The sequence below is a fragment of the Trinickia soli genome, assembly GCF_002879855.1.
Taxonomy (GTDB): Bacteria; Pseudomonadota; Gammaproteobacteria; order Burkholderiales; family Burkholderiaceae; genus Trinickia; species Trinickia soli.
In genome coordinates, this window is the sequence record NZ_PNYB01000006.1 from 69,245 (window position 1) to 92,710 (window position 23,466).

17 protein-coding genes are annotated in these 23,466 nt (G+C 65.8%); 8 read left to right on the plus strand and 9 right to left on the minus strand.

Features of this window, described 5'->3' with window-relative positions; translation table 11 throughout:
• The first annotated feature begins 15 nt into the window (after positions 1 to 15).
• From folK to panB, 3 genes are read left to right on the plus strand one after another with little or no spacing between them, the layout of a single operon-like run.
• Positions 16 to 615: a 2-amino-4-hydroxy-6-hydroxymethyldihydropteridine diphosphokinase gene (gene folK, locus C0Z19_RS08765; RefSeq protein WP_102609426.1), complete on the plus strand. Its 600-nt coding sequence runs from the start codon at positions 16 to 18 to the stop codon at positions 613 to 615.
• Between the two features lie 5 nt (positions 616 to 620).
• Entirely contained in the window at positions 621 to 1,298 is a 678-nt protein-coding gene (locus C0Z19_RS08770; RefSeq protein ID WP_102609600.1) for a deoxynucleoside kinase, read from the plus strand.
• 57 nt (positions 1,299 to 1,355) lie between these two features.
• Positions 1,356 to 2,171 (plus strand): 3-methyl-2-oxobutanoate hydroxymethyltransferase, encoded by an 816-nt coding sequence (gene panB, locus C0Z19_RS08775; protein WP_102609427.1) that lies wholly within the window; start codon positions 1,356 to 1,358, stop codon positions 2,169 to 2,171.
• 137 nt (positions 2,172 to 2,308) lie between these two features.
• Here the strand turns inward: panB and pabB are convergent, their stop codons facing one another.
• The 5 genes from pabB to grpE form a co-directional block, all read right to left on the minus strand.
• Entirely contained in the window at positions 2,309 to 4,339 is a 2,031-nt protein-coding gene (gene pabB / locus C0Z19_RS08780) for an aminodeoxychorismate synthase component I (RefSeq protein WP_102609428.1), read from the minus strand.
• An 88-nt stretch (positions 4,340 to 4,427) separates the two neighbouring features.
• Positions 4,428 to 5,561, minus strand: a complete 1,134-nt coding sequence (gene dnaJ, locus C0Z19_RS08785) for a molecular chaperone DnaJ (RefSeq protein WP_102609429.1) — start codon at positions 5,559 to 5,561, stop codon at positions 4,428 to 4,430.
• Positions 5,562 to 5,799: 238 nt separating this feature from the next.
• Positions 5,800 to 7,764, minus strand: coding sequence for a molecular chaperone DnaK (gene dnaK / locus C0Z19_RS08790; RefSeq protein ID WP_102609430.1), 1,965 nt, complete (start codon positions 7,762 to 7,764; stop codon positions 5,800 to 5,802).
• 132 nt (positions 7,765 to 7,896) lie between these two features.
• Positions 7,897 to 8,274 carry a thioredoxin family protein gene (locus tag C0Z19_RS08795; RefSeq protein WP_102609431.1) on the minus strand — a complete coding sequence of 126 codons (378 nt, stop codon included), beginning with the start codon at positions 8,272 to 8,274 and terminating at the stop codon, positions 7,897 to 7,899.
• Between the two features lie 31 nt (positions 8,275 to 8,305).
• Entirely contained in the window at positions 8,306 to 8,890 is a 585-nt protein-coding gene (gene grpE, locus C0Z19_RS08800) for a nucleotide exchange factor GrpE (protein ID WP_102609432.1), read from the minus strand.
• Between the two features lie 412 nt (positions 8,891 to 9,302).
• Here grpE and C0Z19_RS28455 point away from each other — a divergent pair, with 412 nt between their 5' ends.
• The gene (locus C0Z19_RS28455; RefSeq protein ID WP_175083930.1) at positions 9,303 to 9,464 is read left to right on the plus strand and encodes a hypothetical protein; all 162 of its coding nucleotides are present in this window, start codon (positions 9,303 to 9,305) and stop codon (positions 9,462 to 9,464) included.
• Here the strand turns inward: C0Z19_RS28455 and C0Z19_RS08805 are convergent.
• From C0Z19_RS08805 to hrcA, 3 genes are all read right to left on the minus strand, one after another.
• Complete coding sequence (locus C0Z19_RS08805; RefSeq protein ID WP_102609433.1) at positions 9,436 to 9,843, minus strand: RNA-binding S4 domain-containing protein; 408 nt, start codon at positions 9,841 to 9,843, stop codon at positions 9,436 to 9,438. The two genes, C0Z19_RS28455 and C0Z19_RS08805, sit on opposite strands and share 29 nt — an antisense overlap.
• Positions 9,844 to 10,047: 204 nt before the next feature.
• Complete coding sequence (hemH, locus tag C0Z19_RS08810) at positions 10,048 to 11,115, minus strand: ferrochelatase (protein WP_102609434.1); 1,068 nt, start codon at positions 11,113 to 11,115, stop codon at positions 10,048 to 10,050.
• A gap of 259 nt (positions 11,116 to 11,374) precedes the next feature.
• Positions 11,375 to 12,394: a heat-inducible transcriptional repressor HrcA gene (hrcA, locus tag C0Z19_RS08815; protein WP_233196066.1), complete on the minus strand. Its 1,020-nt coding sequence runs from the start codon at positions 12,392 to 12,394 to the stop codon at positions 11,375 to 11,377.
• Positions 12,395 to 12,653: 259 nt separating this feature from the next.
• Here hrcA and C0Z19_RS08820 point away from each other — a divergent pair, with 259 nt between their 5' ends.
• Together C0Z19_RS08820 and recN are read left to right on the plus strand one after the other, a co-directional pair.
• Complete coding sequence (locus C0Z19_RS08820; RefSeq protein WP_102609436.1) at positions 12,654 to 13,565, plus strand: NAD kinase; 912 nt, start codon at positions 12,654 to 12,656, stop codon at positions 13,563 to 13,565.
• A 56-nt stretch (positions 13,566 to 13,621) separates the two neighbouring features.
• Positions 13,622 to 15,292 carry a DNA repair protein RecN gene (recN, locus tag C0Z19_RS08825; protein WP_102609437.1) on the plus strand — a complete coding sequence of 557 codons (1,671 nt, stop codon included), beginning with the start codon at positions 13,622 to 13,624 and terminating at the stop codon, positions 15,290 to 15,292.
• A gap of 11 nt (positions 15,293 to 15,303) precedes the next feature.
• Here the strand turns inward: recN and glnE are convergent, their stop codons facing one another.
• Positions 15,304 to 18,093 (minus strand): bifunctional [glutamate--ammonia ligase]-adenylyl-L-tyrosine phosphorylase/[glutamate--ammonia-ligase] adenylyltransferase, encoded by a 2,790-nt coding sequence (gene glnE / locus C0Z19_RS08830; RefSeq protein WP_102609438.1) that lies wholly within the window; start codon positions 18,091 to 18,093, stop codon positions 15,304 to 15,306.
• Positions 18,094 to 18,293: 200 nt separating this feature from the next.
• On the opposite strand from glnE, the gene C0Z19_RS08835 reads away from it, so the two are divergent.
• Positions 18,294 to 22,565, plus strand: a complete 4,272-nt coding sequence (locus C0Z19_RS08835; protein WP_102609439.1) for a YhdP family phospholipid transporter — start codon at positions 18,294 to 18,296, stop codon at positions 22,563 to 22,565.
• Between the two features lie 55 nt (positions 22,566 to 22,620).
• Positions 22,621 to 23,460, plus strand: a complete 840-nt coding sequence (locus tag C0Z19_RS08840; RefSeq protein WP_102609440.1) for a carbon-nitrogen hydrolase family protein — start codon at positions 22,621 to 22,623, stop codon at positions 23,458 to 23,460.
• The last annotated feature ends 6 nt before the right edge of the window (positions 23,461 to 23,466 follow it).

Consider the following 23,466-nt stretch of genomic DNA (forward strand, 5'->3'; position numbering starts at 1 on the left):
GTAGGAAGCCATGCCATGACGGTTGCTTATCTCGGTCTAGGCGCAAACCTCGGGGATGCTCGCCAATCCCTGAAGGATGCTGTCGTCTGCCTCGCCCAGCAGCACGCCATCACCGTACTCGCGAAGTCGAGCCTTTACCGCACCGCGCCAATCGACGCGGGCGGCGACGATTACTACAACCTCGTCGTGAAGCTCGAGACGACGCTGAGCGCATCGGCCCTGTTGGCGCTTTGCCATCGAATCGAGCATCACTTCGGCCGCGAGCGTCCGTTTCGCAACGCGCCGCGCACGCTCGATCTCGACATCGTCCTCTACGGCGACGCACGCATCGACGATCCCGAGCTCATCGTTCCGCATCCGCGCGCGTTCGAGCGCGCCTTCGTGCTCGTGCCGCTCGTCGAGATCGATCCTGACATTTCGATACCGGGCCACGGGCGCGCCGACGCATTGCTGGCGGCCGTGGCGCACCAGCGCATCGAGAAAGTGAAGACCTGCTGCTGTCCGAAGGCCGACGCCGCGCCAGGCGCGGCCTCGCAGAGCAGCGCCGAAGGCGGCCGCGACGCTGTCGCCGCCGCGGCACACTCCTCGACGGCAGTGAAGGCCGACAAGACCTGATGTCGATGAATTCCACGCCCGTGACCGTCACCGCGCCCGATCTGCGTGCCCCGCACCGCTACATCGCGATCGAAGGGCCGATCGGCGTCGGCAAGACCTCGCTCGCGCAGCGCCTCGCCGAGCGCTGGCCAATGCGCACGCTACTCGAGCGCCCCGAAGCGAACCCCTTCCTCGCGCGCTTTTACGGCGACATGCCGCGTTACGCGTTGGCCACCGAACTGCAATTTGCGCTGCAACGCGCCGAAGAAGGCCGTCAAACGGCTGACTGGCTCGCGCAGGGTGTGGCCGTCATCACCGATTTCATCGCTCGCAAGAACGCCATCTTCGCTCGTCTGACGCTGCCCGACGACGAGTGGCGGCTCTATCGGGCGCTCACCGAGCATATCGATACCGCGGCAGCGCCGGTGCCCGATCTCGTCATCCATTTGCAGGCCAGCGCGCCGACCCTGTTCGCGCGAATCGAAAAGCGCGCCCGCGCCGAGGAAGGCCGAATTTCGGAAGCGTACCTGCGCCAACTGAGCGACGCGTACGACCAGTTTTTCTATCACTACGACGACAGCCCCGTGCTGACCGTCAACACCGAGCACCTGAATCTGCTCGAATCGGATGCGGATTTCGCGCTGTTGCTCGACCATATCGAGACGATGCGCGGACGCAAGGCGAGCTTCGTCAAAGCCGGGTAAGATCCGGCCCCACGGCGCGCTCGCGCTGATTTTTCCTTTCCGAATACGAGACTCCCGATGACTTACCTGCAGGAATCCAATCGGCCGAAGATCACCGTGCCGAAGCTGCAAGCGATGCGCGAAGCCGGCGAGAAGATCGCGATGCTGACGTGTTACGACGCGAGCTTCGCTTCGTTGCTCGACCGCTGCGGCGTGGACGTGCTGCTGATTGGCGATTCGCTAGGCAACGTCTTGCAAGGCCAGAGCACGACGCTGCCCGTCACGCTCGACGATATCGCCTATCACACCGCCTGCGTCGCCCGGGCGCAGCCGCGCGGGCTGATCGTGGCCGATCTGCCGTTCGGCACCTACGGGACGCCGGCCGACGCGTTTGCCAGCTCGGTGCAACTGATGCGCGCCGGCGCACAGATGGTCAAGCTCGAAGGCGGCGAATGGCTGGCCGACACGGTTCGTTTTCTCGTCGAACGGTCGGTGCCCGTCTGCGCCCATCTGGGGCTCACGCCGCAATCGGTGCATGCATTCGGCGGTTTCAAGGTGCAGGGCAAGACCGAGCAAGGGGCGGCGCAGCTGCTCATCGACGCCCGGGCGATGCAAGACGCGGGCGCGCAGTTGCTCGTGCTGGAAGCCGTGCCGGCGGCCGTCGCGAGCAGTGTCACGAACGCCATCGGCATCCCGACGATCGGCATCGGTGCCGGTGTCGATTGCTCCGGCCAAGTGCTCGTGCTGCACGACATGCTCGGCATTTTCCCCGGCAAACCGGCACGCTTCGTCAAGGACTTCATGGCCGGCGCGCCGAGCATCGCCGCGGCCATCGAGGCCTACGTGAAGGCCGTGAAAGACGGTACGTTCCCTGGAGCCGAGCACGTCTTTTAACGATGTGCCCGGAGGATGCCGTTGAGCATCCTGGCTTCGACCGTCGGAGGGCGACGTTGCCCTGACGACGGTCGGTGAATGGGCACGGATAGGGGCGAGCAGGCGAGCGTCATGAAGAACGAGCCGGCACGCGGCGGCTATTCGGTCGCTGGCATAATGCGCGCCGGCAACGCACCCCGCAACGCATTGCAAACGATGAGCGCTTCCGCCGCCAGCAGGTCGGCGTGCGTCAGCGTACGCTCGCTGGCCTGTCTGGCCGGATCGTCGAGCAGCACCCGACGCATGACGCCCGGCAGCAACCCGGCCGACAACGGCGGCGTGTACCAGCGCCCGTCGAGCTTGACGAAAACGTTCGAACGTCCGCCTTCGGTCAACTCTCCGCGCTCGTTGAAGAACACCATATCGAAACCGCCCTTGGCTTCGGCAAGCCGCCATGCGCGATCGTACCGGGCGCGCGCGGTCGTCTTATGCCGCAACAGAAAGTCGCGCGAGCGCATCGGGGCGAAACCATGTTCGAATGCGAGCAGCACGCCGACCGGCGCCGCTGACTCGGACGCCGCGTTTTCCGCATCGGTAAGACGGGCGAGCTCGCCGAGCGGGCCGCCCGTGAGGTCGATGTATCCGCTTTTGCTCAGCGCAAGCTTCACCCGGTGCGCCACGCCAGCCGGCAAACCTGCGCAATGGGCAGAGAGACGTTGGCGCACCTCGGCTTCGTCGAAGGAAAAGTCGAGCGCGGCCGCGCTACCGCGCAGGCGTGCGAGATGCAGGTCCAGATAGCGCACGCCGTCGTCACGCGTCGCATGCATCGTTTCGAACAACTGCAAGCCCGGGTCTGCGCCCGTCAGGAATTTCGCCTTGAGCCGGCATTCGGCATATTCGTCGGCGGCCACGCTGTCGAGCACGATGCCGCCGCCCACGCCCATCGTGCCGCGGCGCGTGCCGCCCGCGTCGTCGTCGGGCGTGTCGAGCGTCAGCGTGCGAATCGCAACCGACAGGCTGAAGTCGCCGCAACCTGCGTCGTCCACCGGCGCAGCGCTCGGGGCATCGATCCAGCCGATCATCCCCGTATACAGCCCACGCGGCGTCGTTTCTATTTCGTCGATGAGCTGCATCGTCCGATGCTTAGGCGCGCCCGTGATCGATCCGCATGGAAATAGCGCGCGCAGAATATCCGCGAACGATGCGCCCTCGCGCACGTCCGCTTCGATCGTCGAAGTCATCGCCCAGATCGACGGATACGGCTCGACGGAAAAGAGCGCCGGCACGCTAACCGAGCCCGTCCGAGCGATGCGCGACAAATCGTTGCGCAGCAGATCGACGATCATCAGGTTTTCGGCGCGGTTCTTCGGGTCGCTGCGTAAGAACGCCTCGGCACGCGCATCGGCTTCGCGCGAAGCGCCCCGCGCGGTCGTCCCTTTCATCGGTCGTGTGCGCAGGCGCTCGCCGGTCTTCTCGACGAACAGTTCCGGCGAGCACGAGAGCACCCACTCGTCGCCGGGCAATGCGATCAGCGCGCCGTAGCGCACGGGCTGTCGTGCGCGCAGCCGCCGATAGAGCCCGACCGGAGAGCCGAACGCGTCGAATCCAAGACGATAGGTGTAGTTGATCTGGTAAGACTCGCCCGCCCGTAAAGCGTCATGCACGGCGGCGATCGCAGCGGCGAACGCTTCGGGCGTGACGCTTTCGACGACGTTCGCGGCGCCGGCAACAGACGGTTGCAGCAGCGCCCCGCCTTTACTCACCACAGTCGCCGCGGCCGGTGCCGCGGGTGCCGCCGGTGCGCAGTAGTCGTGCGAGCCCTCGTCGCACATCGCGCCATCGATCTCGGACAACCACGCATCGACTTGTGCGCGAGCGTACTTGTCGCACCGTTCGAACAGCAGGAAGCGCAACGAGGCATCGCCGCGCGGAGATTGGATCCGAAAGTGAGCGCCGGCTCGCCTGCCGGATTCGAGATCGCGGCCGAACTCGTAATCGCCGAGCACGAGCGCGTGCAAGCCCGCACGCATATCCTGCTGCGCCGCGGCGCAGACAGCATCGAGCATCGAAGCATCGGTGCAGACGTGCTCCCTGACGAACCCGGTGTACAGACGGCTCGTGGCCGAGGCCGCGCTCGCCTCGCAATCGTCGAGCAGCGCGAAAACGGCGCCGCGTTGTTCTGCCTTCATCTACTTATCCGTCTGCGCTGCGCGAGCCGCGCCATGCCACCGCTGAGCCGATCGTTCAATGGATGGATCGCTCGATCGGCGAAATCGCTCAATCGAAGAAGCTTTTCACGCGATCGAACCAGCTTTTGCTTTGCGGGCTGTGGCGCGGGCCGCCTTCGACGAGCGACCGCTCGAACTGCTTGAGCAGGTCGCGCTGCGTCTCGGTCAGCTTCACGGGTGTCTCGACTTGCACGTGGACGTACAGATCGCCCGGCACGCTCGAACGCAGCCCCTTGATGCCCTTGCCGCGCAGCCGGAACGTCTTGCCCGATTGCGTGCCTTCCGGCACGGTGAACGTGGCCCGACCGGCAAGCGTGGGCACTTCGATCTCGCCGCCCAGCGCCGCCGTCGTAAACGGAATCGGCATCTGGCAATGCAGATCGTCGCCGTCACGCTCGAACACCGTATGCGCCTTGATGTGGATCTCGACGTACAAGTCGCCCGGCGGCCCGCCGTTCACGCCCGGTTCGCCGTTGCCCGATGAGCGAATACGCATGCCGTCGTCGATCCCGGCCGGAATCTTGACTTCGAGCGTCTTCGTCTCCTTCACCTTGCCGGCGCCATGGCAGTTCGTGCAAGGATCGGGAACGTAGGTGCCGGTGCCATGGCACTTCGGGCACGTCTGCTGAATGCTGAAGAAGCCCTGCGACATGCGCACCGCGCCCGAACCGTTACAGGTCGGGCAGGTTTCGGGCTTCGTGCCTGGCTTGGCGCCCGAGCCGCGACACACCTCGCATGACACCCAACTGGGCACGCGAATCTGTGTCTCGCATCCATGGGCCGCCTGCTCCAGCGTGATCTCCATGCTGTAGCGCAAATCGGCGCCGCGATAAACCTGCGGGCCCGCGCGACCGCGGGCCGCGCCTCCGGCCGCCTGGCCGAAAATGTCGCCGAAGATGTCGCCGAACGCATCGGCAAAGCCACCGAAACCTTGCGCGCCTGCACCCGCCATATTCGGGTCGACGCCCGCATGGCCGTACTGGTCGTAGGCCGCACGCTTTTGCGAATCCGAGAGCATTTCATAGGCTTCCTTCGCCTCTTTGAAATGCTCTTCCGAGTTCTTGTTGTCTGGATTGCGGTCGGGGTGGTACTTCATCGCGAGCTTGCGATACGCCTTCTTGATCTCGTCGTCGCTCGCGTTCTTCGCAACGCCCAGAACGTCGTAGTAATCCCGTTTCGCCATCGATTACCGCCGGCTCGCGCTTTTGGGCGCGACCGCTCCTTTTGCATACTGTGGAGTCTTGCGACTCGTTAGGCGGGCATCACCAGGCCGTGTCGTCCGGCCAGACACCCCGCCCTCCATAAAACAAATGTGCCCGGAGAACCCGAAGGCCCGCCAGGCGTTGGTGCGGCCGGCGCTTCCCCTCTGTATTCCAGAAAGAAGCGCCAGCCGCCTCACGGCGCGCTGCTGCTGCCGTCGGTCAGTCCTTCTTCACTTCCTTGAACTCGGCGTCGACGACGTCGTCTTCGGGCTTGCTCGAAGCCTGGCCCGCGCTCGCGCCCGCACCGCCGCCGGCCGAAGCACCGCCGGCCGCCGCGCCCGCGGCGCCTTGCGCTTGCATGTCGGCGTACATCTTTTCGCCGAGCTTCTGCGACGCGGTCGCAACCGCTTCGATCTTCGCTTCGATCGTGGCCTTATCGGCCGAGCCGCTCTTGAGCGTCTCTTCGAGTTCCTTCAGCGACGACTCGATCTTCTCCTTCTCGCCGGCATCGATCTTGTCGCCGTACTCAGTCAACGACTTCTTCGTGCTATGCACGAGCGCATCGCCCTGGTTGCGCGCATCGGCCAGTTCACGCAGACGGTGATCTTCCTCGGCATTCGCCTCGGCATCCTTCACCATCTTTTCGATCTCGGCTTCGGACAGGCCCGAGTTCGCCTTGATCGTGATCTTGTTTTCCTTGCCCGTCGCCTTGTCCTTCGCGCCGACGTGCAAGATGCCATTCGCGTCGATATCGAACGTCACTTCGATCTGCGGCACACCGCGCGGCGCCGGCGGAATCCCTTCGAGGTTGAATTCGCCGAGCAGCTTGTTGCCCGCGGCCATCTCGCGCTCGCCTTGGAACACCTTGATCGTCACGGCCGATTGGTTGTCGTCCGCCGTCGAATACACTTGCGCGTGCTTCGTCGGAATCGTGGTGTTCTTGTTGATCATCTTCGTCATCACGCCGCCGAGCGTTTCGATGCCCAGCGAAAGCGGCGTCACGTCGAGCAGCAGCACGTCCTTGCGGTCGCCCGAGAGCACCTGCCCCTGGATCGCTGCGCCAACGGCCACGGCTTCGTCAGGGTTCACGTCACGGCGCGGCTCCTTGCCGAAGAATTCCTTGACCGTGTCTTGCACCTTCGGCATGCGCGTCATGCCGCCGACCAGGATCACGTCGTCGATGTCGCTGACCTTCACGCCTGCGTCCTTGATCGCGATCTTGCACGGTTCGACCGTACGTGCTATCAGATCTTCGACGAGCGCCTCGAGCTTGGCGCGCGTGATCTTCAGGTTCAAGTGCTTCGGACCCGACGCGTCGGCCGTGATATAGGGCAGATTGATTTCGGTCTGCTGGCTCGACGACAGTTCGATCTTCGCCTTTTCGGCCGCTTCCTTCAGGCGTTGCAGCGCGAGCACGTCCTTCGACAGATCGACGCCCTGTTCTTTCTTGAACTCGCCGATGATGTAATCGATGATGCGCTGGTCGAAGTCTTCACCACCGAGGAAGGTGTCACCGTTGGTCGAAAGCACTTCGAACTGCATTTCGCCGTCCACGTCGGCAATCTCGATGATCGAGATGTCGAACGTGCCGCCGCCCAGGTCGTACACGGCAATCTTGCGGTCGCCCTTTTCAGCCTTGTCCAGCCCGAACGCGAGCGCGGCTGCCGTCGGCTCGTTGATGATCCGCTTGACTTCGAGACCCGCGATGCGACCGGCATCCTTCGTGGCTTGGCGCTGGCTGTCGTTGAAGTACGCCGGCACCGTGATCACGGCTTCCGTGACCGGCTCGCCGAGGTAGTCTTCGGCCGTCTTCTTCATCTTGCGCAGCACTTCCGCCGAGATCTGCGGCGGCGCGAGCTTCTGGTCATGGGCTTCGACCCAGGCATCGCCATTGTCGGCCTTGACGATCTTGTAGGGCATCAGGCCGATGTCCTTTTGCACTTCCTTCTCTTCGAAGCGGCGGCCGATCAGACGCTTGACCGCGAACAACGTGTTCCTCGGATTCGTCACGGACTGACGCTTGGCAGGCGCGCCAACGAGAATTTCGTTGTCGTCCATGTAAGCGATGATCGACGGGGTCGTGCGTGCGCCCTCCGAGTTTTCGATCACTTTCACCTGATTGCCTTCCATCAGCGCCACGCACGAATTCGTGGTGCCGAGGTCGATACCGATAATCTTGCCCATTTTTCCTAATCTCCTGGATTTTGATCGCTTAGACGAGACGGCGCTTCATTCCCGCGCCCACCCGCTCAATTCAAACCTTGCACTCAACATGAGTGCCGCCGCACCGATTTCAAGCCCCTAAGATCGATGCGGTCATTGCTTTTCTGCGACTTTCGCGCGCGCCGCATCGACGGCCGCCGCGAACTGCGCGAAACCGTGCCAGCCCGTCGCGCGGCCCAGCCGTTTCCCCCGGTGAAAAAAGAACCAGGTCGGCACGCCGTGGAGCACGAAACGGCGCCCGAGCTCGCGGTGCTCGTAGACGTTCGCGTGGAACCACGCGAGGCCGAGCGAGCGAATCGCCTCGGGTTGCGCCAACATCGCCTTCTTGGCGATCTCACAGTTGAAGCAATCCACGCCCCAGAAGAACACAACGGCCAATGCGTCGCCGGCCGACGCCAGCGCCTCGTCGATCGTTTCGGCGCTGACCTCCTGCATCTCGAAAACCGAAAATGCGCTGGCGTCGACGCTCATCGTGGCTCCTTCGGGCGGATACGCTGTGCGCTTACTTCGGCTGCGCGACTGTGACGAGCGCAGGGCGAAGCACGCGATCGGCGATCACGTACCCCTTTTGCAGCACGGAGACGACCGTGTTCGGCTCCTGCTCGGCAGGCACCATCGAAATCGCCTGATGGCGGTGCGGGTCGAATTTTTCGCCGACCGGATTGACGGCCACGACGCGGCCTTTCTCCATCGCGCTCGAGAGCTGACGCAGCGTGAGTTCGACGCCCTCGCGCAGCTTCGCCACATCGCCCGAGGTATCGGCCAGCGCGGCTTCGAGGCTGTCCAGCACGGGCAGCAGGTGTTCGGCGAAGCTTTCGATCGCGAACTTGCGCGCCTTGGTCACGTCCTCGGCGGCGCGGCGACGAACGTTTTCCGTCTCGGCCTTGGCCCGCAGGAAGTTCTCGTTGAGATCGGCGAGTTTCGCCTGCACTTCGGCAAGCGCGGCGTCGCCCGCTGCAGCGGGCGCTTCCGGTTGGGCTGGCGCAGCGGCAGCATGCGCTGCGACGTTCTCGGCAGCCGATGCCAGAGCAGCCTCTTCGGGAGATTGCGGTTGTTGGCCGGCCGGATTGTCTTGCGTAGGTTCCATGTCGCTGAAAATTCGTCCAAAAAGTGAAGTCGAAGCGGTAGCCGATCCGCCCTTTGTCGTACCGGCCGAGGCAGCCGGAAAGGTCTGGTGCCCGTCGCCCGGATACAACCGCGCCAGACTCGTGCCACCGCGCATCGCGGGGGCAGTTGGGGACGCTCGGACGCATTTCAAGCCCGGGACGCCTCCTTTTTGCACCATTTGCGCGAATCCGAAACGAACGGTAACAGAGGTTACGGCGACAGACCGAAAACAGCGTTGAGCACCATCCTGGTTTGCCCTAAACTTCTCTCATGCGTTGTGCGTCCGGGTTTGCGACCGGGTCAGGCTGAATCCCCAAGGCCACGCGGGACGCGTCAGCATTGCCCATCCGAAGCGCTCGCGTCCGTATCGCCTTTCTCCGAAGGGGAGTACCGTGAAACTGACCTTTGCAATCGCGGTGGTTGCGCTGGTACTCGTCGCGGGCACCACCACCATCTGCCTGTCCGGCGCGTTGACCGACTGCACGACGGAATACGGCGGCGCGCACGCCGCGATCGACTCACTGTTCAATCCCCACCTGAAAGCTTGTCGATGATGCGACGGTCGCGTTTGGTCGGCCGTCCCTGCAGCGCAGCCGCCGGTTCGCGGTAGGTTCGGCGCCGCTCGGCCTCCGCCGCGCGCTTGGTTTGGCTGTCAGGCGTTTCCGCGTACAGTGTGTGCGCCACGCTCGCCGGCCCGCGCACTTCGCAAACGCCCAACACGCGCACTTCCCATACGACCCGCTCGATTTCGACCACGACGAGATCGCCCACGCGCACGTCTTTCGCCGGCTTCACGGCGGCGCCGCCCACGCGCACGCGGCCCTTCTCGAGGGCGTCCGCGGCCAGAGAGCGCGTTTTGAAGAAACGCGCCGCCCAAAGCCACTTGTCGATGCGCATGCGCGCGTCGGGTTCAGTCGAAATCTTGTAGTTCATCCGAATATCAACAGCAAAACAGGTGGGCTCAAGCCCGCGGATTCGAGCACGCAATGACCTTGCCTGCGCGTCGTTCATCGTAACAACGTCGCCCGTGGCAACGGCCGCCCCGCCCGGCGCGGCCCGTTGCGGGCACGCACTGACCGACACGCGCCGGCCGGCACCCGCCTTGGACGCTTCCCGCGCAGAACCTCGCAAGATCTCTCATGCCGGGACGCCCAGCGGCGCACCCGCCTGGACCGGCCAGCCTTGCAGCTGCTGCGCGACGATCTCTCCGAGGGCGCCAATCCACGCCTGAGAAGCGTTCAGGCAGGCGATGCGATGAAATTCCTTCCCGCCGGCATGAAGAAACTCGTCGCGCACTTCGAGGCCGATTTCTTCGATCGTCTCGAGGCAATCGGCCGTAAATCCGGGGCAGAACACATCGGCACGGCGCACGCCCGCTGCGCCGAGTTCCCGCAACGTCGGGGCCGTATACGGCTGCAGCCATTCTGCACGGCCGAACCGCGACTGGAACGTCACGCGACACTCGGTGGGGGTGAGGCCGAGCGCCCCCATCAACAGCGCGGCCGTGGTGCGGCATTGATCGTGATAGGGATCGCCCAGATCGAGCGTGCGTTTCGGTACGCCGTGAAAGCTCAGCACGAGCTTGTCGCCGGCCGCGAAATCAGGTTGGCCGTGCGCGGCCCAATAACGCCGCACCTGATCGGTCAGCGCCGCGATATAGGCCGGATGATCGGCATAGTGGCGCACCGTGCGCACCTCGAGCTGATTACGCATGCGCCCGAGCGCCGCGAAGGCGGCATCGAAGGCCGTCGCGGTCGTGGACGACGAATACTGCGGGTACATCGGCATCAACAGCACGCGCTCGGCACCGGCCAGTTTGAGCTGCCCCAGCATCGCGCCGATGCCGGGCGTGCCGTAACGCATCGCGTACTCGACGAGGATGGGGTAGCCGTTCGCATGCAGCAGCTGGCGCAGCGCCTCGACCTGCTTCTCGGTGTAGACGCGCAGCGGCGAGCCTTCGGGCATCCAGACCGACGCGTACTTTCTCGCCGACGAGCGGCCTCGCAGCGGCAGGATCAGCCCGCGCAACAGCGGCTGCCAGAGCAGCGCCGGAATTTCGACGACGCGCGGATCGGACAGAAACTGAGCGAGGTAGCGACGCACGGCGCGCGGCGTCGGCGCGTCCGGCGTGCCGAGGTTGATCAGCAGCACCGCGACGCGATGCGAGGTGGCGGGCTGAGACGGCAACTCGAGATCGAATCGCATGTGCAATAGAAAGCGCCCGAGGGCAAGGCGACGCGCGGCCAGGAGGCTGCACGGCTTGAGTTGAACGTGAAGGGCATTATAGCGGCGCACCCGGATGCGGTCGCCTCGTCCGTTCGGCCGATGGTCAGCGCACGCGAAGGAGCGCACGATGTGCGGATGGTGGCAAACAGCGCGATGTGGCGCGCCCTCCCGATCGGTGAGCCCGCCCACGGCCTCTGCGCCAAGCCGCGGCGGTCCAGGCGGCGGGTTCGTCTGTTCTTTATTGCTGGCTGAGCGCCGTGGACAGCAGGCGCGCGGTGATGTCGACGATCGGAATCACACGGTTGTACGCCATGCGGGTCGGCCCGATCACGCCGAGCGTGCCGACGATCTTGCCGTTCACCTCGTAGGGCGCCGTCACGACACTCATCTGCTCGATCGGCACCAGCGTCGATTCGCCGCCGATAAAGATCTGCACGCCTTGCGCGTGGCTCGATACGTCGAGCAATTGAAGGAGACTCGTCTTTTGATCGAATACGTCGAAAAGCTTGCGCAGGCGCGCCATGTCGGACGAGAGGTCCGCCACTTCAAGCAGATTGCGCTCGCCCGAAATCAGCACGGTCTCGCTGTCGTCGCTTTCTTCGGTGCTGGCCGTGACGGCCGCGTGCATGAGCGCGGTCATGTCGCCGCGCAATTGATCGATTTCCTCGCGCAGACGCCGGCGCACTTCGTCGAAGGAAAGACCGCCGAAATGCGCGTTGATGTAATTGGAGGCTTCAATGAGCTGCGAAGGCGAATAGTCCCGCTGCGTCGCCATCATGCGGTTCTGCACGTCGCCTTCGGGCGTCACGATGATCAGCAAAATGCGCTTGTCCGACAGGCGCATGAATTCGATCTGCTTGAAAACGTGGCTGCGGCGCGGCGTCATGACCACGCCCGCGAATTGCGACAGATTCGACAACACGCTCGCGGCAGCCGCGACGACCTTTTGCGGCTCCCCCGGCTTCAGCGTTTTGCGCACGACGCGCTCGACCGCCTGTTCGTCCTGCACGGGCTCGACCGTCAGCATCGTGTCCACGAAGAGGCGGTAGCCGCGCGGCGTCGGAATGCGGCCGGCCGACGTATGCGGGCTCGCGACGAGCCCCAGTTCTTCGAGATCCGACATGACGTTGCGGATCGTCGCGGGGCTCAGCTCGAGCCCCGAGTACCGCGACAGCGTGCGCGAGCCGACCGGCTGGCCTTCGGCGATATAGCGCTCGATCAGCGTTTTGAGGAGAGTTTGTGCGCGGGGTTCTAACATGACGCAAAATTTTAGCCGAACGGCGCACCCCCGGCGAGCGCGCAACCGCGCTCGAGCGTTCGCCCGCGCACCCGGCTCATAGATGAGCAGGTCGCATGCGATGCTGCGCCGACGGCGGGCACGCCTGGCCGCCTGCGTCTTATCGGGACAACACCATTCTAGCGACAAATCGCGGTCGAGGGACGAGCGTCGCGCCGTCCCCGTCCCGCATGCTTCGACGAAAGTTCTTTTCGACTCACAGCTATGGTGTAATGCCGGCATGGAAATTGGTAGCCAATTCAAGACCGTCGCGCTCGTCGGGCGCAGCAATACGCCAGGCATCGGCGAGCCGCTGACGGCGCTCGCCGCCTGTATCGCCAAGCGCGGCTTCGACGTCGTGTTCGAAGTCGATACGGCGAACGACATCGGCGTAGACCGCTATCCGACGCTCACGCCCGCCGAAATCGGCGCCCGCGCCGACGTGGCCGTCGTCCTCGGCGGCGACGGCACGATGCTCGGCATCGGCCGCCAGCTCGCGCCCTATCGAACGCCGCTCATCGGGGTCAATCTCGGGCGGCTGGGCTTCATCACCGATATTCCCGTGTCCGAAATGAGCCAGCGCGTGCCGCAAATGCTGGCCGGCAGCTTCGAACGCGAGGAGCGCACGTTGCTCGAAGCGCGCATCGTGCGCGAAGGCGAGCCGATCTATCACGCGCTGGCGTTCAACGACGTCGTCGTCAACCGCAGCGGCTTCTCGGGCATGGCGGAGTTACGCGTGTCGGTCGACGGCCGTTTCATGTACAACCAGCGCTCGGACGGGCTTATCGTCGCCACCCCCACGGGCTCGACCGCCTATGCGTTGTCGTCGCAGGGCCCGATCCTGCATCCGCAGTTGCAGGGGCTCGTCCTCGTGCCGATCGCCCCGCACGCGCTGTCCAATCGCCCGATCGTGCTGCCCGACGACTGCAACGTCGGCATCCAGATCATCGGCGGCCGCGACGTCAACGTGAACTTCGACATGCAGTCGTTCACGGCGCTCGAGCTCAACGACACGATCGAAGTGCGCCGCTCGCGGCATACCGTGCCGTTCCTTCATCCCGTCGGCTACAGCTACTATGCGACGCTCAGGCAAAAGCTCCATTGGAACGAGCATCCGTCCGACGAGGAAGACGACAATGCCAAGTCCTTGTAGCCGACCTGCTTCCGCGCTGTGCCCCATCGCGCAATAAAGCCGCTAACACGATTCCCATGCTCCGCCATCTCTCGATACGCGACTTCGTCATCGTCGCCGCGCTCGACCTCGAGTTCGACCGCGGCTTTACCGTGTTCTCCGGTGAAACGGGCGCGGGCAAATCGATTCTCATCGATGCGCTCGCCCTGACGCTCGGCGCCCGCGCGGATGCCGACGTCGTGCGCACGGGCGCCGCCCGCGCCGACCTCACGGCCGAATTTCACGCCGGCGGCGATGTTGCCCGCTGGCTCGACGATCACGCGCTCGGCGGCGAGCACACCGGCCTCGACGATGAAGGCCGTGTGCTGCTGCGCCGCGTCGTCGATGCCAGCGGCCGCTCGCGCGCCTTCATCAACGGCACGCCGGCCACGCTCGCGCAACTGCGCGAGGTCGGCGAAATGCTCGTCGACATCCACGGGCAACACGCGCACCAGTTGCTGATGCGGCCCGATGCACAGCGCGCGCTGTTCGACACGCACGCAGGGCTCACAGCGATCGCGGGCGGCGTCGCTCGGGCGCACCGGGCCTGGCGGGACGCGGCGCAGGCGCTCGAACACGCGTCGACGCGCGACCGCGAGCTGCAACTCGAGCGCGAGCGCCTTGCCTGGCAACTCGCCGAGCTCGACAAGCTCGCGCCGCAACCCGGCGAGTGGGAAGAAATCAGCGCCGAGCATCGGCGCCTTGCGCACTCGGCGAACCTGATCGAAGGCGTGCGCGGCGCGCTCGATGCACTGTCGGAAGCGGACGGCGCCATGATCGGGCTGCTCGGCTCGATCATCTCGAAGCTGCGCGATCTGGCCGAGATCGATCCCGCCCTCGGCGATGCGCTGGCCGCACTCGAGCCCGCCGAGATCCAACTGCGCGAGGGGGCCTACTCGCTGTCGCACTATGCGCAGCGTCTCGAACTCGATCCCGATCGCCTCGCGCAGGTCGAGCAGCGCCTCGATGCGCTGCATTCGCTCGCGCGCAAGTTTCGCCTGCAGCCCGAAACGTTGCCGCAGGAGCACGAAGCGCGTCGGACGCAATTGGCCGCACTCGACGCGGCAGCCGATCTCGACGCGCTGACAGCCGCCGTCGAAAAGGCGCGGCAAGCCTATATGACCGAAGCGAAGCAGTTGTCGAAAGCGCGGGCCAAGGCGGCGAAAGCGCTCGGCGCGGCGGTCACGACCGGTATGCAGGAATTGTCGATGGCGGGCGGCAGCTTCGAGGTCGCGCTCGTTCCCGTCGCGGAAGGCGGCGCGCACGGGCTCGAACAAATCGAGTTTCGCGTCGCCGGCCACGCCGGCGTACCGCTACGGCCACTCGCGAAGGTGGCGTCGGGCGGCGAACTCGCGCGGATCAGCCTGGCGCTGGCCGTGATTGCAAGCACGGCCAGCCCTACCCCCACGCTGATTTTCGACGAAGTCGATACCGGTATCGGCGGCGGGGTGGCCGAGGTCGTCGGGCGTTTGCTGCATCAGCTCGGGCGCGACCGGCAAGTGCTGTGCGTCACGCACCTGCCGCAAGTGGCGGCGCGCGGCGATCATCACTTTCAAGTCGTCAAGGCGGCCGACCATGGCGGCGCGACACTTTCAACCGTGGTCGCCCTCGATCACGCGAGCCGCATCGAGGAAGTCGCGCGGATGCTCGGCGGGCTGGAAATTACCGCGACGACCCGCCGCCACGCGAAGGAAATGCTCGCGGCTTGATCGTGCCCCCGTCACCCGAACACGCGCTGCCATAGCTTCAGCACGGCGTCGCGTTCGCGCTCGATGCGCTCGTGCGGCACGCGCGCCGTCTCCATCCCGTCGAGCCGCAATTGGTGCTGCAGCTTGCGGTAAGTGCGATAGGCGGCGCCGACCGTTTCCGCTTCGTCCGCACTCATGAGGCCGTAGCGCGCCACCTCGCGCAACAGGGCGATATTGCCGGTATTGCGAATCAGTTCGGGGTCGCGCGCGGCATGCAGCAGCACCCAGTATTGGACGATGAACTCGATATCGACCATACCGCCGCGGTCGTGCTTGACGTCGAACAAATCGCTTCGGTTCGGATGGCCGGCCGCCACGCGTTCGCGCATGGCCACGATTTCAGCTGCGAGCGGCCCGGCCTCGCGCGGCATCCTCAGCACGCGTTCGCGGATCTGCTCGAATTGGCGGCCGATTTGCGCGTCGCCGGCACAGAAACGAGCCCGCGTGAGCGCCTGGTGTTCCCACACCCAGGCGGTGTTGGCCGCATCGCCCTCGCGCAGTTGATAGCGCCTGAATGCGTCGAGATCGGTGATAAGCAGGCCCGATTCCCCGTTCGGGCGCAGCCGTAGATCGATGTCGAACAGCGTGCCCGCGCCGGTCGCCGTCGTCAGCCAGGTAATGAGCCGGCGCGTGAATGTCGAGTAGATATCGGCCGCGGCATCGTCCGCATCGTCATATAGAAAGATCAGATCGAGATCGGACGCGTAGCCCAGTTCCTTTCCGCCCAGTTTGCCGTACGCGATGACGGCAAAGCGCGGGATCTCGCAGTGCCGCTTGGGCAGCTGCCCCCATACGACTTCGATCGTCACGTCCAGCACCGAATCGGCAAGCTCGGACAAGCGGTCGCTGACCTGCTCCACGCTCAGGCGGCCAGCCAGATCGATCAGCAGGATGCGAAACACTTCGGCCTGGTGCGCATGGCGCAGCAAGTCCATCTGTTGCTCGACGCCGTCGGCGGCGGTCAAGCGGGCCCGCAGGGAAGTCTTGAACGCAGGCCAATCGAACGGACTGCCGATCGCTTCGTCGTCGAGCAATTCGTCGAGCAATTGCGGGTGTCGAATCAGATAGCCCGCCGCCCAGCGCGAGCCCGAGAGCACCGCCAGCACGCGCTCCAGCGCCGCCGGGTACTCGTTGAGCAACGCCAGATAGGCGCCGCGCCGGCTCACCGCCTCAAGCAAATCGATCATGCGCGCGAGCGTCGATGCGCGCTTGTCCGACGGTTCCATCGCCGCGGCGGCGTCGAGCGCGCGGGCCGCGATTTTGTCGAAGCGATCGCGGTTGCGTTCGGGCAGCCGCTGATAGCGCGTGGAGCGACGCACCGCGCTCAGGCGCGCATGAACCTGGCTTGCCTCGTCGAAGCCAGCCGCTCGGGCACGCTCGATCACGGCCTCGTCCTGCGCTTCATCCTCGAGTGCGCTGCTCCAGAGTTCGCCCGCGCGCATCGCATCGCCGCCGCGTGCAGCGGCGGCAGACTGCGACGCGCTCGCCTTGTCGGCGAAGATCTGGTCGAACTGCGCCTCGACGCGCTCCCGATGCCCTTCAAGCACGGCAGCGAGGGCGGCGTAGTCGGCGAAGCCGAGCGAGGCGGCGAGCCGTGCCCGCTCCTCGGCATCGACGGGCAGCGCGTGTGTCTGCGCGTCGTTGCGGTATTGCAGACGATGTTCCAGCGCGCGCAAGAAGCGATACGCGTCCGAAAGCTCCGCGCATACAGAGGGTGCGATCAAGCCGCGCGCCGCGGCATGGCGCAGCACCGCCAGCGTAGGCCGAATGCGGAAGCCCGAATCCTGACCGCCACGGATCAGTTGAAAGACCTGCGCGCTGAATTCGATCTCGCGGATGCCGCCGCGGCCGAGCTTGATGTCGTCGGCCTTGTCGGGCCGCATGGTGGCGCGCCGCTGCGCTTCTTCGCGAATCTGCGCGTGCAGCGCGCGGATGGCGCTGATCACGCCGAAATCGAGGTACCGCCGATAGACGAACGGCTTGACGAGCGCATCGAGCTGCTCCGCCAGCCGTCGGGCCGCGTCACTGTCCGGCTCCGAAACGAGGCGCCCCTTGATCCAGGCGTAGCGCTCCCATTCGCGACCCTGCACGTAGAAATATTCCTCGAGCATCCCCAGGCTGCAGACGAGCGGCCCCGAATCGCCATTCGGTCGCAGCCGCATATCGACGCGAAACACATACCCATCGGCCGTCTGCTCGGCCAGCGCACCGATCAGACGCCGGCCGAGCCGGTTGAAGAACTCCTGCGTCGAGATGGCGGAGCGCGTGCCGCCCTCGGTCTCGCCGTCGTCTTCGTACACGAAGATCAGATCGATGTCGGAGGACACATTGAGCTCGCGACCGCCCAACTTGCCCATGCCGACCACGCCGAGCGTAAGCCGATTGCCGTCCGCTGCGCGCGGCGCGCCGTAGAGCGCTTCCAGCTCGACCGACAGGACGTCGAGCGCGCACTGAATCGCGGCTTCGGCGAGGTCGGTCATGGCGCCCGTTACTTCGGCGACATCGGCACGCCCCGCCAGATCCCGTTCCATCACCGCGCAAAAGACCTCGGTGCGCAAGCGGCGCAGCGCACAACGCAAGGTTTCCTCGCCACGCGACCCGCCTTGTTCTGCGATCAGCTCGCGCAACCGCTCGTCAATGCATGCGCGCGTGATCGGCGCCTCGGCCCATGCGGCGATGCGCCCGGCAAGCCCGGGGCGAGCGGCGACGGCCCGGGCGGCAAAAGAGGAGTAACTGGAACTCAGCAGATCGGCAGCAGTCATGAGAAGGTGTGGCTCGCTTGTTGCGACAGCTAACGGCGGCGCGCCGAATGCCGGGCTGCCGCATTCGGGCACGATCGTCTCCCGCGCGCCGCTGCATGGCCTGGCGGCATGTGTGGCCTGCAAGGAGGCGACCGGCCGCTGTGATACATTTCGTCGTCCGAGCCGCCAAACTACCATACCCATACCCGATTCGCCGCAGTATGTCCGATAGCAAGGAATCCGCCGAAGCCGCCGTTGCCGGACACGCGCGTCACGAACATCGGGGGCTGCGCCGAACGCTACGCATCGCGCTGGTCGCGGCGTGTCTCGTCTACTTCGCCGTCGCCGTCGTCTTCATCGGCCTGCGCTACGTCGTGCTACCGCGCATCGACGATTTCCGCCCGCGCATCGAAGCCATCGTCTCGCAGAAGCTACACGCCGATGTACGCATCGGCAGGCTTGCCGCCGATTGGTCCGGGCTCGAGCCGGGCATCGACGTCACGGGCCTGTCCATTCGGGATCGAAGCAGCGACACCCCCGCGCTAACCGTGCCGCACGCCACCGCCACGCTGTCGTGGGCATCCCTGCTGCGCGGCAAGCCGGCGCTGGCGACTCTCGTCATCGAACGGCCCGACGTCCTGGCCGCGCGCGAAGCCGACGGTTCGCTGTGGGTCGCCGGCGTGCAGGTGCCGACGACGCATTCCGGCAACGACACGTTTTCCACCTGGCTGCTTTCGCAGGACGCGATCGTGGTGCGCGGCGGCACATTGCGCTGGCGCGATGCGCAGCGGGGCGCGCCGGAACTCGCGCTGCACGACGTGCGGATCGCCATTCTTAACCAGGGCCTCGTCCATCGCGCAGCGTTGCAGGCCCCGCCCGACGGCGCGTTGCTCAAAGGTCCGCTCGATTTTCGCGCGCGCTTTCGTCATACGCCGCTGATGGCCGTCGGCAAACCGCAGAATTGGACGGGCGACGCCTACCTGTCGACAGGCACCGTCGCGCTGCCCATGCTCGCGCAGTATGTGAAACTGCCCGTGACGACCTATGCGGGCCGCGTCGACAACGAGATTTGGGCGCGCTTTGGCGGCGGGCACATCCTTTCGGCGCACGGAGCGCTGCGAGGCACGAATATTGCGCTGCGCGTGCGCCCGACGCAGCCCAAGCTCGACATGCCCGTTGCGAGCTTCGGCTGGGCGCTGCAGGTTCAGGCGCAACGCGACTACAAGCTACGACTGACCGACCTTCGCGCCGAATTGGGTCAACCGCCGCTGGCGGACGGCACGCCCGTCTCGCGCACGCTGACGTTCGCGACGCTGACGGGCGAATATCGCGTGCCGACGGTCGAGCATGGCCAACTGATGAGCGTAACCGGAGATCGCGTCGATCTTGGGATCCTCGCCGAATTCAGCCGCACGCTGCCCGTGCCGCGCCGTTTTCTCGACGAACTCGTGCGCTTCGATCCGCGCGGCATGGTCGCCAACTACACGATCGCAGTCGAACGAGCGCGCCCCGAAAGCGCACTCGCTGCCAGCGAAGAGCGCGTCGCCGGCCAGGCGCCGATCGTGCGCTATCGCTTCAAGGGCGACCTTCAAGGCATCAGCCTCGCCGCGCAGGAGCCGCCGCCCGGCCTCTCCCCTGCCGGCCATCCGCGCGCCGGCCTGCCCGGTTTCGAAAACCTCTGGGGCAGCATCGATGCCGACGAACGGCACGGCACGCTGACGCTCGACACCGTCAATGCGACCGTCACGATTCCAGGCGAATTCGACGATCCGCGACTCGCGTTCGACCGCCTGCGCATGCGCGGCACCTGGACTGTGAGCCCCACGCGCGCGCCCGGCGAAGCGCACAAAGCGTTCTCGGTCACGGTGCCGGAGCTGAGCCTGGAGAACGCCGATACGGCCGGCAGTCTCAACGCCACCTATACCAATCCGGGCCACGGCCGCGGCGCGCTCGACCTGACGGCCACGATCGCGCGCGCGAACGCGCGGATGATCCCGCGCTATCTGCCCACGAGCATCGGCGAGCACCTGCGCCATTATCTGGGCCATGGTCTGCAAGAAGGCGTAGCCCGCAATGCCACGATCGAAGTGCATGGCAGCCTCGACAAATTCCCCTACTCGCGCGATCCCGGCGCCGGAATCTTCCGCATCGTCGCGCCGTTTGCCGGCGGCAGGTTCGACCCTTCCCCCTATCCGTTGAAGACGCTGAAGAACGGCACGCCCGATATCTGGCCCGCACTCGAAGGCATCGACGGCGTCTTCACGCTGAAGGAAAACGTGCTGCGCTTCGATATTGCGCGCGCGCGATACAAGCGCGTCGCGATCACGCGCGTCGCGGGACGTATCGACGATCTCGGCAATCGCGGCGCTGATCTCGTTATCGATGGCGCCGCGCATGGCCCGCTCGCCGATATGCTCGACTATGTCGACCGCAGCGCGCTCGGCGGTCTGTCGGGCCATATCGGCGGCAAGGTGAGCGCAACGGGCCCGGCCACGCTGGCATTGACGCTGACCGTGCCGCGCACGCACGACCCGCACGTCGGCGTCTCGGGCACAGTCGGGCTGCAGGGCAACACATTGTCGGCCCCGCAGATGCCGCCGCTCGAAGCGCTGGCCGGACAGGTGCATTTCACGAAAGAAACGGTTTCGCTCGATCGCGTGGCGGGCCGCTGGCTCGGCGGCGACGTACGGGCGGACGGGGCGCTGCGCGAAAACGGCCGTTTCGCGTTCGACGTCAAAGGCCATATTGCTGCCGACAGTACGCGTCGCCTGGATCTGGAGGGTCCCGCCGGGAAGCTGCTCGGCCACGTCTTCGGCGACGCCCCCTATGCCGTCAGCGTGCGCGGTACGAGAGGCTCGCTCCCGACGGTCTCGGCCAATTCCGATCTCTCCGGCCTTGGGCTCGATCTGCCTGCGCCGCTTGGCAAGCCGCTCGGTGCCCCGATGCCGTTTTCGTTCGAACTGAAGCCGCTCGACGCCGAAACCGCAACGAACCGCGGCGAGGCAGCGAGCGGCGAAGGCGTCCGTGCGCGGGCCGATCTGCGCCTCGGGCCCTTGCAGGCCGCCTATGTCGTCCAACGCCCGCAGCCGAGCGGCGCAGGCACACCGCGACTGACCGTCCTGCAAGGTGCGATCGGACTGAACGAACCCGCCGAACTGCCGGCGCGCGGCGTCACCGCATCATTGACGGCCGATTCGCTCGACGCCGACGCCTGGCGCGCCTTCGCGACCGATCTGCGCGGCGGCCGCACAGCGCCGCAAGGGGCGAGCGCCTCGCCCGCCCCAGCGCCCGCTGGCGCGGGCCAGTCCCAAGGCAAGGGCAGTGGGGGCACCGCCGCATCGCCATTCATGCCGAGCCGCATCGCCGCTCGCTTCAAGGCGCTGAAGCTGATGAACCGCCAATGGTCGAACGTGGCGGTCGACGCGACGAGCGCCGACTCGAGCTGGCACGCCGATGTGGCCTCCGACGAAGTCGTCGGCAATGTGTCGTGGCAACCTGGAGACGCCGATGCCCCCGGGGGCCGGCTGCATGCCCGAATGTCGAAGGCCGCGATTCCGGTGGCCGTCGGGCACGATCTGCTGGGACAACTGACGCCGGGCGCGAACGAGCATATGCCGGCCATCGACCTCGTCATCGACGACTTGAAGGTGCGCGAACACGACGTCGGCCGGCTGGCCGTCAATGCGCGCAATTTCGACGAAGACGGCGTGCCGGTCTGGCAGGTGGACAAGCTCGAAGTGTCGAATCCGGCCGCGCATCTGCTGGCCACGGCCAATTGGCGAACTTCGCACCGGCTCGGCAGCGACGTCGACGCGGGCACGCCGCGCCGCACGATCGTCGACTTCAAGCTCGACGTGGCCGACGCGGGCGCCCTGCTCGATCGATTCGGCCTGCCGCGCACGGTCAAGGCGGGATCGGGCTCGCTCGCGGGGAAGGTCGTCTGGCACGGCGGGCCGACGGCGATCGACTATCCGACGCTCAACGGCCGCTTGACCATGGATCTGCATCACGGCCAAATCCTGAAGGTCGATCCGGCCGTCGCGAAACTGCTCGGCGTGGTGAGCCTGCAAAGCCTGACGCGCGTGCTGACGCTCAATTTCCGGGATGTCATCGGCGAAGGGTTGCCGTTCCAGAGCGTGACGGGCACGGCGCTGATCGAAAACGGAATCGCCAGCACCAACGATTTCCGCATGGTGACGGCGCCGATGCGTGCCGACCTGTCGGGCTCCGTCGATCTCGCACAGGAAACGCAGCATCTGCGCGTCGCGGTCACGCCGACGCTGAACGCGGGCTCGGCCGTGATTGCTGCGACCGTCGTCAATCCGCTGTTCGGTCTCGGCGCACTGGTCGCCAATGTCGCGCTCTCGCAATCGATCTCGCACGCATTCGCCCACGACTATGCGATCACGGGGTCATGGTCGCACCCGCTCGTTGAGCGGGTCGCTGCCGATCGGGGTAAGATGGCTGCTCCAGCCGACGCGAAGGGCAAGTAGCGTCGCCTGCAGGCCGGGCTGCTTCCGCCGCCCGGCGGCATCCGACACCGAATTCATGAGCGACCGACCTGTCACCACGCCGCCGTTTCGCGTCGCCGCGCTGCAGATGGTCAGCACGCCCGAGCGCGAGCGCAATCTGCACGACGCCGAGCGGCTTATCGCACAAGCCAGCGAGCAAGGCGCGCAGCTCGTCCTGCTGCCCGAATACTTCTGCTTCATGGGGCACAAGGATTCGGACAAGCTGGCCGTGCGCGAGACCTACGGCGACGGTCCCATTCAACGTTTTCTGGCCGACAGCGCACGCCGTCACGGCGTCTGGGTGATCGGCGGCACGCTGCCGCTGGCCGTCACCGCGCCCGCGCCCGACGCTACGCGCGTGCTGAACAGCACGCTCGTGTTCGACCCGAGCGGCGCGCAGATACAGCGCTACGACAAGATCCATCTCTTCAATTTCGAGAAAGGCGCCGAATCGTTCGACGAAGCGCGCACGATTGCGCCCGGCGGCGAAGTGCGCACGTTCGAGGCGCCGTTCGGGCGCGTCGGGTTGTCCGTCTGCTACGATCTGCGCTTTCCGGAGCTGTATCGGCGCATGGGCGATTGCGCGTTGATCGTCGTGCCCTCGGCGTTCACTTATACGACGGGCCGCGCGCACTGGGAGATGCTGCTGCGCGCTCGCGCCGTCGAGAATCAGTGCTACGTGCTGGCCGCGGCTCAAGGCGGCTCGCATGAAAACGGCCGCCGCACGTGGGGCCACAGTATGTTGATCGACCCCTGGGGCGAGATCGTGGCCGTGCTGGAGGAAGGCCCCGGCGTCGTCGCAGGCGAGATCGACCGGGCGCGCATCGAAGAAGTCCGGCGCAGCCTGCCTGCGTGGCGCCATCGCGTGCTTGCTTAGCGTGTG

Excerpts from the sequence above, each read along its gene's own strand:
- C0Z19_RS08840 (WP_102609440.1), top strand. The coding sequence starts at position 22,621 with ATGAGCGACCGACCTGTCACCACGCCGCCGTTTCGCGTCGCCGCGCTG.
- hemH (WP_102609434.1), bottom strand. The coding sequence starts at position 11,115 with ATGCGATTCGATCTCGAGTTGCCGTCTCAGCCCGCCACCTCGCATCGC.
- dnaK (WP_102609430.1), bottom strand. The coding sequence starts at position 7,764 with ATGGGCAAGATTATCGGTATCGACCTCGGCACCACGAATTCGTGCGTG.
- grpE (WP_102609432.1), bottom strand. The coding sequence starts at position 8,890 with ATGGAACCTACGCAAGACAATCCGGCCGGCCAACAACCGCAATCTCCC.
- hrcA (WP_233196066.1), bottom strand. The coding sequence starts at position 12,394 with ATGTTAGAACCCCGCGCACAAACTCTCCTCAAAACGCTGATCGAGCGC.
- C0Z19_RS08805 (WP_102609433.1), bottom strand. The coding sequence starts at position 9,843 with ATGAACTACAAGATTTCGACTGAACCCGACGCGCGCATGCGCATCGAC.
- C0Z19_RS08795 (WP_102609431.1), bottom strand. The coding sequence starts at position 8,274 with ATGAGCGTCGACGCCAGCGCATTTTCGGTTTTCGAGATGCAGGAGGTC.
- recN (WP_102609437.1), top strand. The coding sequence starts at position 13,622 with ATGCTCCGCCATCTCTCGATACGCGACTTCGTCATCGTCGCCGCGCTC.
- folK (WP_102609426.1), top strand. The coding sequence starts at position 16 with ATGACGGTTGCTTATCTCGGTCTAGGCGCAAACCTCGGGGATGCTCGC.
- dnaJ (WP_102609429.1), bottom strand. The coding sequence starts at position 5,561 with ATGGCGAAACGGGATTACTACGACGTTCTGGGCGTTGCGAAGAACGCG.
- C0Z19_RS08820 (WP_102609436.1), top strand. The coding sequence starts at position 12,654 with ATGGAAATTGGTAGCCAATTCAAGACCGTCGCGCTCGTCGGGCGCAGC.
- C0Z19_RS08770 (WP_102609600.1), top strand. The coding sequence starts at position 621 with ATGAATTCCACGCCCGTGACCGTCACCGCGCCCGATCTGCGTGCCCCG.
- glnE (WP_102609438.1), bottom strand. The coding sequence starts at position 18,093 with ATGACTGCTGCCGATCTGCTGAGTTCCAGTTACTCCTCTTTTGCCGCC.
- panB (WP_102609427.1), top strand. The coding sequence starts at position 1,356 with ATGACTTACCTGCAGGAATCCAATCGGCCGAAGATCACCGTGCCGAAG.
- pabB (WP_102609428.1), bottom strand. The coding sequence starts at position 4,339 with ATGAAGGCAGAACAACGCGGCGCCGTTTTCGCGCTGCTCGACGATTGC.
- C0Z19_RS08835 (WP_102609439.1), top strand. The coding sequence starts at position 18,294 with ATGTCCGATAGCAAGGAATCCGCCGAAGCCGCCGTTGCCGGACACGCG.